The organism is uncultured Nostoc sp. (genome assembly GCF_964247315.1).
Taxonomy (GTDB): Bacteria; Cyanobacteriota; Cyanobacteriia; order Cyanobacteriales; family Nostocaceae; genus Nostoc.
Window position 1 is genome coordinate 48,874 of the sequence record NZ_CAXTTT010000033.1, and the last position, 11,796, is coordinate 60,669.

General features: G+C 40.6%; 6 protein-coding genes and 1 pseudogene. 2 read left to right on the plus strand and 5 right to left on the minus strand.

Annotation, left to right across the window (positions count from 1 at the left end):
- Nucleotides 1-22: 22 nt before the first annotated feature.
- Together ACFE93_RS12335 and ACFE93_RS12340 are read right to left on the minus strand one after the other, a co-directional pair.
- Nucleotides 23-1,354: a serpin family protein gene (locus ACFE93_RS12335; RefSeq protein WP_375473564.1), complete on the minus strand. Its 1,332-nt coding sequence runs from the start codon at nucleotides 1,352-1,354 to the stop codon at nucleotides 23-25.
- 399 nt (nucleotides 1,355-1,753) lie between these two features.
- Complete coding sequence (locus tag ACFE93_RS12340) at nucleotides 1,754-3,349, minus strand: S8 family serine peptidase (RefSeq protein ID WP_375473565.1); 1,596 nt, start codon at nucleotides 3,347-3,349, stop codon at nucleotides 1,754-1,756.
- Between the two features lie 356 nt (nucleotides 3,350-3,705).
- Here ACFE93_RS12340 and rpe point away from each other — a divergent pair, with 356 nt between their 5' ends.
- Nucleotides 3,706-4,413 (plus strand): ribulose-phosphate 3-epimerase, encoded by a 708-nt coding sequence (gene rpe, locus ACFE93_RS12345; RefSeq protein WP_292863437.1) that lies wholly within the window; start codon nucleotides 3,706-3,708, stop codon nucleotides 4,411-4,413.
- Between the two features lie 974 nt (nucleotides 4,414-5,387).
- Here rpe and ACFE93_RS12350 read toward each other — a convergent pair.
- The 3 genes from ACFE93_RS12350 to ACFE93_RS12360 all read right to left on the minus strand — a co-directional run bounded on the left by ACFE93_RS12350 (nucleotide 5,388) and on the right by ACFE93_RS12360 (nucleotide 10,114).
- Entirely contained in the window at nucleotides 5,388-5,738 is a 351-nt protein-coding gene (locus ACFE93_RS12350) for a HetP family heterocyst commitment protein (protein ID WP_375473566.1), read from the minus strand.
- 1,130 nt (nucleotides 5,739-6,868) lie between these two features.
- On the minus strand, nucleotides 6,869-6,991 hold the full coding sequence (locus tag ACFE93_RS12355; RefSeq protein WP_375473567.1) for a hypothetical protein: 123 nt from the start codon (nucleotides 6,989-6,991) through the stop codon (nucleotides 6,869-6,871).
- A gap of 714 nt (nucleotides 6,992-7,705) precedes the next feature.
- Nucleotides 7,706-10,114, minus strand: a complete 2,409-nt coding sequence (locus tag ACFE93_RS12360) for a GH116 family glycosyl hydrolase (protein WP_375473568.1) — start codon at nucleotides 10,112-10,114, stop codon at nucleotides 7,706-7,708.
- A gap of 309 nt (nucleotides 10,115-10,423) precedes the next feature.
- Here ACFE93_RS12360 and ACFE93_RS12365 point away from each other — a divergent pair.
- Nucleotides 10,424-11,796, plus strand: a pseudogene (locus tag ACFE93_RS12365) (hypothetical protein); the annotation flags it as partial.

Sequence of the window (11,796 nt, forward strand, 5' to 3'; positions counted from 1 at the left end):
ATCTTCAATCCCTCTTACCTCCTCATTGTGGTTCGATAATTGAACCCATAAACAAAACGTTTCCCGTCTGATTATCCCTGATGGCACAGAAGAAGGGACGATCGACAATCATTCGGAATGGTTCTGGTTCCTGTCTCATAGATGTTGCTACTATTCCCACTGAAGTAGCCGCAGCCGCTTCAGTACCTTCTTCATTTACTTCGACAAAAGTTTTATGTTTAACTTGGCTGATGGCAAAATTTTTACCCATGCCAGAAAAATTGGCTTTGTTGCTGAAAGCCTCCCCCATACCTAAAGTTTTTAAAGCATCATTGAGTGTAATCTCGTAATCTGTTTTGAAGCGAGGTAAGCGAATAAATCCTTTTTGGTTATTGAACTGAGTCATCCATTTTTCCCAGTTCTCAACATTCAATTTTTGATAAAACGCTTTGAGGTTAGAATTATTTTTAGGTAAAAATATATAAAAACTTAGTTTACCATCTTTACCATAAGGTAAACTAACTGCCTGAAATTTTTCGCTTTCATAATATCTATAATCACCCTCCTGTGACATCATTGGGTGTTGTTTTTGCCTGCCAGATGTGATGTAAAAAGGATATGGAGCAGTTTGCTTTTTGTCAAACTCTTTACTCCAATTGCCTTTAAAATATATGGCATTAATCAGAAATAACACCTGATTTGGTTCAATTTTTTCAACTATTTTAGTGATTTTGCCGTTAGTATTTTCTTTGACCCAGTTATTTATAATACTAGATGCAGCGGCATCTTTAAAGTTTAAATTGCTGACTTTGGCTTGATAGAAGTCCTGGGTTCTCTTGAGAAAGTTTGGCGCAAAGCTAACATCTTGATTTGCCCAAAGTGAGTTAGCAATTTTCAATTGCACTTTCGTATCTGAATTATCTAAAAGCTGTTTTAATACCGCCGCATAAGAAGAGTTAATTTCTCGTAGATCCATCCCCTGTAATTCCAGGGTTTTTGCCATTGCTTGTTGAGTCGAGCCGCTAGCGCCGTTGTAAGTCATAGCAAGAGCGATCGCAACACTCGAAGGTGAGATAAAAATATTCTTCTCACCCCGATCGTTTTTCAGAACTTCTGAAAATAGTTTAAAGCCAAACTTATTGCTAGACTCAACGATTTTTGTCTCAGTTTTGGCTGTTTTTTTTTGCAATGGAGTTTCTGGCTGAGGTAAACTAGATTGGGCAAGGGCACTTTTATTACTATCGACTTGAGAACATCCTAATACACTGAATAAAACAACACTTGCAGCAGCCAGAGCATAACGTCTGCCCAGACTAACACCGTAACGTCTTTGCAGGAAATTTTCTTTCGCATCACTCAATTTCTGCCGATTCATTCTGCTACCTCACTTGCCAAAGATTCCCGATCTGTGCTCAGAGTTGACGCAGATACTGTGTCAATGACTAACTATTGCATTTACTCCAATGCAAAAATGGGACTGTTACAGTTTTCGTAACAGCAAATTAGTAGCTTAGAGGAATTAAACACAACTTGTGGTGTTGCTAATTCCTTATTGAGAAGGCTATACAGACGAGTTATAAAAAATTTTGATTTTTAAGAATTTTTATCTTTACGTATAAACGTATTGTAAGCTACGTAATCATAAAATAATTACTTTTGTGAGGTTTTTATAGATCGAATAACGTTTCTCAGAGGCACGAAATCTCGTTCCCATACTCGATATGGGAACGAGAAGAACGCTGTAATTTTACACAGATATTTGTGCTAATGTATTTCAATTAATAGGTACAGTCCACCAAGCTAAACTGTAGGGTTGAGTTGCTTCATTCAGCTTTTGACGAAACTGGACACGGATTTTGTAATTGCCAGTAGCACTAACGGGGCAGAAAATGTGTTCTACACTATCAATTTGGCTAATTGAGGAGCAAACAGCATCAGCATCAGAATTTTGAGCATCAGCTTTTACTAAGTAGAGGTCAAGATTATTCAAACCGCGATCGCGAAAACTTTCGCCTACGTCATATTGCTGGTTTTTATTTTTATCGTTGAGTTCTACCAATCGATCCCAACTCAGGGTGACAGCAACAAAACTTCCCTGCTTTAACGGTTTTGCTAATATATAGTCAACAGTTGCTCCAACATCAACTGTGCGATAATCCCAACCAATAGCCGGCACTGTAGCTGATGCTTGCCATTGACCAGCACTAAATTGCTGATAAGCGCGAAATGCATTCAAATGACCCGCTCCCATTTGGGCATCTAAGGGAATCTTTGGATCTTTGTAAGCATCAGAATCTAGCCAGTTTTGATTTTGTTTATCTATTAATGTTCGGGTCATTCCCAACCGTAAGCCATCACCGCTATCTTGGATTTTGTCTGCTGAATTCAGCAATACAGCTTTCATCACTTGATGACGCCGAGCATGAATGCTCCAGTGGGGTTGTTTTGTCCGCATCTGTCGGTCAGCAAGTTCTTGTAACAGAGCAACAGTAGCTGTAACTTGAGGTGCCGCAAAACTTGTACCTGTAACCTTATTCAATTTGCCATCTGGATTGAGCAAAGGAATATTATTCCCAGGAGCAACTAAACTGATAGCGCGACGCCCATCAAGGTCAAATTCCCTTCCAGCGAGTCTTCCATTCACCCCTTGGTTAACACCCGCCAGATTAGCCACGTCTACTTTGTTAAAAACTCCCCCTCGGCGGGATGAAAAAGCCACGTTTATTCCGTTAAAATTGTCTGTAGGAATAGGAATACCGCCTTTCCCCTGGTTGCCAGCGATCGCATACAAAACATCATGAGCGCGACTAGACCAGTCAACACATAAAGTTAGTAAAGCATTACCGTCTAAAGTAGCTTCCGGTCGAGGATCGCGGCTCAGAGGTTCCCCAAAGCTAAAGTTAATCGCACGGACATCGCCACTATTTTGTAGCGCTATATGCTGTGCCGACAAGCACTCTTCTGGTTGACCCATATTTTTAGTGGAACCCACCGCTGATGAATACAATCGCGCTCCTGGAGCAACTCCTGGCAAGGCTTTATCTTGACTCACCATCACACCAGCGACATTGTAGGCGTGGGGGTCAACACCAGTATTAGACTTAGCTGGTCCATCGCGTAAGAAAACCGCCGCTAAAGATATGGCACGATTTTTAGACACCGTTTTATCCCATCCAAACATTCCCGGTCGGCCAATTTCTACTTGACCAATAGCAATCTTACGACCGATTAAATTATATGGAGATTTGTGTAGCTTCAGAGCATCAATACCGTTAGTTCCTAGTCCAGATTCTAGAGCTGAAGCAATTACTGGCGCACTCAGACAAGAAGCAGTTAATCCCCAAAATATCCAGATTAGTTTTTTAGTCATTAGTCATTAGTTATTAATCATTAGTCATTGGGTATTGGGCAAAACAGTTCTGTTAGCGGAAGCGGGGCGTTTAGCCCGTTTCGAGTTCATCGGCAAGCGAGTAAAGAAGTAAGATTCCCCACTCAGCACTCAGCACTCAGCACTCCTGAAGGGCATTGGGCATGGTGAAGAGGACAAGGAGACAAAAAGAATTGGCGACAAGGGGAAAGACTTGTTGCAAGTTCTAAACTTTTGTCACCTTGTCTCCCCTGCCTCCCCAGTTCTCAATCCCCAAAAAACCGGGATCAAAATTATGAGTCTTGCTCAATGTTTTGTTACAATGCGTACAGACGAGGACGCTTAAAAATCCACTAGCCATGACCCAAAACCTATCTCAAAAGCCCATTGTAATTGCTCCATCTATCCTATCAGCCGATTTTAGTCGTCTGGGTGACGAAATTCGCGCCATAGACGCGGCTGGAGCAGATTGGATTCATGTTGATGTAATGGATGGTCGTTTTGTACCTAATATTACGATAGGTCCTCTGATTGTGGAGGCGATTCGTCCGATTACGACCAAGCCACTGGATGTCCATTTGATGATTGTGGAGCCAGAAAAGTATGTAGAGGATTTTGCTAAGGCTGGTGCCGATCATATCACCGTACACTGCGAACATAATGCTTCTCCACACCTGCACCGCACCTTGGGGCAAATTAAAGAGCTTGGTAAGAAAGCTGGAGTTGTACTTAATCCTGGTAGCCCTCTAGAACTAATTGAATACGTTTTAGATTTGTGCGATTTAGTACTGATTATGAGCGTCAACCCTGGTTTTGGTGGTCAAAGCTTTATCCCTGGTGTATTACCCAAAATCCGCAAGCTGCGCCAAATGTGTGATGAACGTGGTCTTGACCCTTGGATTGAAGTAGATGGGGGACTTAAGGCAAATAATACCTGGCAAGTTTTAGAAGCGGGAGCCAATGCGATCGTCGCCGGTTCAGCTGTGTTTAACGCTAAAGATTATGCTGAGGCTATTACAGCAATTCGCAACAGCAAGAGTCCTACTCCAGAATTAGCTAAGGTTTAATTCATTTTTGAATTAACCATTAAACAAGAAATGTAGCAGTGCTACGTCTCTACAAGACTTCTAGATTAATTTCACCAGATGTCTATTCTCAACAAAAAATAAGGTGGGCAAATTGCCCGCCTTATTTATTTTTATATACAGATAAAAAACTGGAAGCTATTCAAGTTTTGAACTTCCAGTCTTGCTATATAAATTGAAAGTTTAGAAACCAAAGATAATCCAGGTTGGGAGGACTAGGATTACAATAGTCGAAAGAGAAGCGTATAAGCTACTAGTTCTACCAGCCAAGGACAACAATTTCACCGTAACTTTTCTATTTCTGTTCCTGGAATTGATGTTAAGCGTTTGCTTTATTAACTAAAGCAACAGCAACCACAGGATAGAAAGTTTTATCAGCATTACTCGCACCGTCTGCAGTCAGTGAAAGCTGTGTAAAATTTGGCTTGGGGGAATCCACCTCCTCAAATTCTCTTTGCTCAGACTTTCTCAGGAAAAGAACCACCAGTAGCAACGGTTGGATTATTGGTCTTGGTCTAGGAGTTATTTACTCCATGAAATGCTGACTACTTTTGTAATCAGTTTGATTTATTTCATAGTCAGAACTAATCGTTGATTTTATTTTTTAAATTAACTTGCTTGCCAAATCACCTCTATTTTGGTTTAAGTTGTAGTTGTTATTAGTTTACCAATATCATTAGTATATATTTGCCATTTTGGCAGATTTTTGCCAAATACTATCAAATTAATCACTGCTATAGAAAACCCGCCATGCTATAAATTTTCAATTAGCATCGCAGGCTTTCAGATAATCAATCAACTTTAGAGCAGAATCTATTGATTCCAAATACTTTTTAATTGAATCCACAGGATTTCAAAGAAACGTTTTGAACGTTTTCTGGTTTTAATGGTGATTTGCTTGATTGATGTTCGTTAATTTGCTGTGTCAATCTCTGGTATAAACTCCCATCAAAGATTTATGCTTTTTGCTTTCTAACTACTTCTAGATAAGCTACGTCTTTAATTTTGCTTAAGCAGCTTGATGACACATTATTATCAGACCGGGAATCATGAGCATGTTTCAGCATTTTTAGATTTTCACCTTGCTGTTGTTTTGTCCTATCGGCTTGAGAGTTCTCTTTAAGCAATCGATTGTAGGTGCGATATGGAATGTAATGCAGAGGATTATAACCACCAAATCGCAGCATTAAAACACATGCCCAGGAATATTTTCCAGCAAGAATTGCTTCAACTACTTTGTCAAATTGTTGAGCTTTCACTGTTTTATCTAAGTTACTACTAATACCAGCAATGTCTTGATTCATCATAGCGTTTAGTTATTTGGGGTGAAGTAAACTGTTTTTTTCTCTGCAATTGTTGATGTTTCAATTGAAGTGTACAGACTGCACTAGCCTTTTGGCAAATCTTGAATTGCTAATGGCAAATTATCAGCAATGGAGCGGTTTTTTATGTTTTCAAGGGATAAGAATCCATAAGTAAATGAATTTTCTTGGTTCACACGCTTATATTTATTACTACTGTTGAATTAGGCAATTTCCGGGAAGTTTGCATTTTTTCTGAGACTACAATAGAAAATATATTTATCTTTGAGTGCTAACAACACCATTCGCATTTATACTGTTTTTTGCCCTTAACGCCATTTACTAATCTAGTATATTTATAGGTCAAATTTACTGAATATATTCCGATACTTACTTGTGTATTGTGCAGCTTTGAGTTTTGTCCTATTTTGCTAATTCTTGAGGGGTAAGACCCCTCACCCGATATCATTTTTAAACCTTTATTATTGTTGAGTAACTAGAAAACGATACCATTAAATAGAATGTAAAACAACTAATAAAAATATTAGGCGACGGAGAATCAAACCGTTGACAGCTATAGGATTAACCTATTTTTCAATAGGTTCGATTAGACAATAATACTTATCTTAATTGGTTTGCAAAAACTACAGCTTTAGCGTATCTATATAATCGCTGTCAACTGCTGGCAAATATTTCATACCAACCAGTCAGTAATCATAAGATAGACCAGTTGAAATAGAAAAATACTAGTTATTGATAATATAGATAGTTATAACGAGCCTTAGCTGAGTCAAGAAAAAGATCCGCAAATGGATAACTTTACTCAAAACAATGTAGCAGGCTAAATCTGTATAATATTAAAGAATTTCAGGATAGATATAAAGTTAATCAACACAAAATATTATTAAGTTGATTCAACAGTGATTTATATATGTATGAATATCTAACAAATTTATCTTGAGATTACAAATGTAGTAATAATTGAGCTAAATGGTGATACAAGATCAAAAATCAATACAATATACGATCGCCTTTATCTCTCTAGACAACTACACAATCAATTACTTGACAATCAGCTATCCAAGGGTTATAGTATGAGTCCACCTTCATAAGAACTAGTCCTCACTGATACCGCTTCATATACTGCAAATTTGGGCTACTTCTACTAAAGGCTGGTGAAATGCACCTGTAAGATTTACTGGCGTTAAGTTACGCAAAGTGTAGAGGTTTAAGCGTATGCACCAGTGTTGGCTAATCATTGCCAAACACGCAGCGCCACAATCTGATGAAGTTTGCTGTTGAGTAAAGGAATAGGCACGTCATAACCTAGCTTTTGATTGTGAACGTAGTCTAGGAATTATCAGCAATATTGATAGCTAAAGCTAGTAATATTTGCATTTTTTGAAACATTAGTCTTAAATTCTCAATGCTTCAACTCTTACCATTACTGAAATTTTCCTTCGCTTCCGGAAACACTCGGAAAATAAAATCGCAAATCTAAACTTTGCTTTTTCAGACGAAGACAGGTTAAATTTGGTAACGTGGAATACGAGCGATCGTAGAGACGCACATCTGTCATAGGTGTCAACTTAAGGTAGAAGTTAGGTAAGAATAAGGGTTCCTATGCCCTCATCCCCTAACCCCTTCTCCCAATATGGGAGAAGGGGAACTAGAGAATTTGCTCCCTCTGCCAATTTTGGGGAGCAGGGTGGTTTCATACGAAAAAAGAAAAATACATAAGTCTTGATTTCTCGTTTTGTGGCATGGTTTTTTCCCTCACTTCCATTCCTCTCCCCCCGTGGGGGAGAGGCTTTGAAACCCAGTTTTAGTTTTTCTCTGCTTGTCTGAAACCACCCTGCTCTGCCAATTTTGGGGAGAGAGCAAAACTCATACAGTCAGAAGATTTCAGCTGAAGTTGACACCAATGACATCTATGTGTATTGCATCAAAACGAGAACTGTTTTGATAGTCAATCAATTAATAACTAAGTAAATTCCCCAAATCGCCATTGGCCGTAGGTAAGTGCTAGCACGAAAAGTACCAGTTGCGGTGATAGCTTCTGGCGTGCGAAATTGCAGACCATTTTCATAAATTTGCTGCACTACAGCTTGCGTCAACCTCAACGCTTCATCCTTCATTCCCATCTGCACGAGAAAAGCCGCCAGCCCAAAGTTTATCCCCGTCCAAACTTCTAAAGGATGAGTAGCTTTGGGATTTTCTGGTGAACCATCACGACGAACACCATTAGCAGCACCAAACTCACCATTGCTGAATTTCAAAAAGCAAGCATCATAAACAGTTTTCAGAGCAGAAAGGGCGCGATCGCTCGGTACAATATCAGGTAAATCCAGCAGACGGGCGTAAAATTGTCCGCACAATTGATCTGCCATCACCACATCAGAACCACTTTTACTATCAAGTAGGTAATATTCCCCATTCCAGAGTTTTTGATCGTAAATGGGGCGGGATTGTTGTAACCAAGTTTCATAAGTGGATTTTTGCGCCGCCAACTCTGTTGTATTACTTGTCTGGTAAGTTAATAAAATATCGCTGATAGCGATCGCAGCTTCTAACGCTGCCAACCACAACCCTCCACAATAGGCGCTGACACCCTGTAATCGCCAATCATCAAAGGTTTGGTCAGGCGCACCAGAATTTTCCGGAATCCCATCGCCATCAAGGTCAAAAGTTTTCAGGTAGTCGAGGGTTTGAACGATCGCATTCCAACAATCTGCTAGGAATTCCACATCGTCAGCACCAGTGAGTAAAAAATCACGATATACTTGCAAGACAAAATCACTACCTAAATCTTTCCATAAATTACAGTCTTGATAGCTGGTGTAATTAGTTTTCTCCCAGACGTGTTCATTCGGTGCGCCTAAATCGTGGGGTGTTGCACCTGCAACTTTGCGAACTGCAATTGGGCTTTCTGCCTTAATTGTCATGTAATAGCCAATGATTCGGGGAGTATCATCACCTTGAGGAATCGCCCGTGCAAATGCCCGAATTACCGATTTTTCTAATTCTGGAAATAGCATTAGCAGGGCAAAAGAGCCATACAACCGCACATCTAGACTTTCATACCAACGGTAATCTAAGCACTCTAGCACCGCAAACTGACCGATGGGGTCAAGTTCTGATGCTGCACTCCAGAGAGTACCGCCGCTGGTGAGGTCATAAAGCTCATTAAATAGAGCCATTTTAAACCAGTTGGGTAAATCTTCCCGGTCGAGAATGGGTTTTTGCCAACTTTGAATTTGCGATCGCCAGGTTTGGTATTCTTGTAACGCAGTCGATGCGATCGCCCAGGCATTGTTTCCACTTTTATCAAAAAAGTCTGTATATCTGCGATAATAGTTGACTCCAGCAGTAAATTCTGTGATCGGCAAATCCCAAGCCAGGACAAAGGGGATTTCGAGAGTTTCGCCTGGTTGGAGAGTAAAACGAAGTGCGATCGCAGCCCCTAATTGTGTATTCTCTGTTGCTGGAGTAGTATCAACATAATTAGGCAAAGAGCCATCTTGGGCAAAGCTTTGCCACACCTCATCACCCGTTCCTTCAGGATTCCAGCGGCTGTGGTGGAATAATTCTACTTGGGGATGTTTCAAGGTCGCAATACACCAAGTTCCGTCACCTTCTTGCAAAGGTTCATCACTACCCATCCGACCGAAAAGACAGCCAAATTGTTGTGTATTTTCAACTATCTGGTTGTAATTTCCTTGACTTTCGCCCCAGCGTGGTTGGTATTCGTAAACCGGACTACCATCATCGCGTACCCGCACTTCGGGAGATTTGAGAGCGTTTGTAAACCAGCCCACCATATTTTGCCAAGTAAGCATAATGCCCAGAGTAATCGGTGCATCTGTCGGATTGTGGGCATTCCAGAGGAATATTGCCACAGGGTAGCTAGTTTCTTGGTAATTGCCTGCCCAGACAGGTGAAAACTGCTCACAAGTCAACTGTGCTTGAAATACATTTTCATACACAAACCAGCTACGTGGATATAGCGCGTGATAATTGCCCGTCCCCTCAGTAGCCGGAAGTGTCGGATACCACTGCCAAGCCTTGAGAGTGCCATCATCGGGCGCTTGGGTAGATAAAGCATAGGCTTGGGAAGATGTACTATTGGATTCAAACACACTGAATTGACAAGCGGGAGCATTTTTGAAGGTATGCTCACCGCCGTCGATGTGCCACAGGTTAAAGTCTCCTTGTGAAGAACGACCGATGCAACCTGCACCAAAGCCGCCTAAAGGCATACCATGCCAAGGGCCATCATCAATATTACTTGCATAGCGAACGGTATAAGGTTTATCCCAGCCTAAGCCGATAGGACGGCTCCAAGTGCAAGAGGGAATTACTGGAGAGAGTTGATTTGTCATCGCTTAATGTTACAGCGTGCAGTTACGTCAATGAAGACTAGCGCGATGTGCGATTTTTCTCAAGGTAGCTGAAATTTTCTAACTAGTCGTAGCCCGCCCTTAGACATCGCTCCCGTAATTACTACCGAACTACAAGGTATAGAGCTTATCCCAGTCACTAAGACTTTAATATTGTGCTTCTATCGTGTATTACTCAACTGCTACTTGAATTTTAAATCTAGAGTTTTTAAATCTAGTGGGTAAATCACTGCTTATTTGGGGTATTTTAAAGCACAGAGGTAATTTTCTTAATAGTTTTAACAAAACAAGATGACACAATACGCCCTTGTGGTTGAAATTGCTCAGAATGACAACAGTTTAGGCAGCCTGACTAAATTTATTAATGATGCAGAGGCTGTGGCTAACACAGAAAAATTTTTGCTGGTGGTAGATGAGTTTGAAGAAGTATTTACAGTTTGCATAGATAAGGAAGAACGGCAGAGATTTATTGAACTACTTACTGGGGTAGTAGAGATTCATGATTCGCGGTTAGCAGTTGTAATTACTATGCGAGGCAATTTTATTGAATCTTGTTTAGATAATCCTTCTCTGACTCACCTGATTCAAACCCAGGCAGCTGTTATGCTGCCTTTAACTGGAGTTGATTTAAAGGAAACAATCGCCAAGCCTGCCAAGTTTCAGGTTCATAGTGTTGAAGAAGCAGGAGTATTAAAAATTCTCCCAAATCTTAAACAAGAAGCAGGGAGTTTGCCATTGTTAGAGTTTGCCTTAACTAAACTCTGGGAGAAACGCGAGCAAAAGAAACATCAACTAACCCAAGAAGAGTATAAGAAGTTGGGAGGATTAACTGCGGTGTTAAATCTCCATGCAGAAAATGTTTATCACTACCAAGATTATGAGAAAGAATATCCAACTCAAGAACGCAGTCAGCAAGAAAAAGAATGGATTAAGCAGATTTTTCTGCGGTTAGTGCGAACGGGAGAGGGAGAAAAGGATACCCAACAGCGCCAACCAAAAGCCACATTATTAAATATTGCAGGTGATGATGCCAATCAACAGCAACAACTTAGTGAGTTGCTAGATGGTGAAGCGGGATTGGTTAAGGGACGTTTATTAGTTACTGGGAAAGATGAAAAAGGAGAAGTCTGGATTGATTTAGCCCATGAAGCTTTAATTGAAAGTTGGCAGCAGTTTGCCCAGTGGCGACAACAAGACCGAGACTTGCGACCGTTGAGCGATACATTAGAAAATACCCGACGGGAATGGTTGAACGAAAGGCCGGATGACAAATATTTAATTCAAAAAGAATTACTGGCCGAAGTGAGGGATAGCTGGGAACAATTGCAGCCCCATTTGCAATCACCCCAACAAGATGAGGATTTTTACCAGTACAGCGATACCGATGAAAAAGACCGGATTGCCGAGATGGAAAGGGCGCTTACTGAATCCCAGTTGCGAGAGAAAGCGGCTAGAGTAGACGATTTATTGCCCTTACAACCGCTAGATAGTCTAGTTTTGGCAATTCAAGCTATGGGGGAAAATCAAGATAAACTACCCCAGCAGATTCTTGCATCAGTTCAGAACAGTTTAAATCGAGTGGCAAATAAAGCAAGAGTCTCTATTCCCTTCTGTGGTCATGAGGGTAATGTCTCTTCTGTCGCTATCAGTGCTGATGGGCAGAC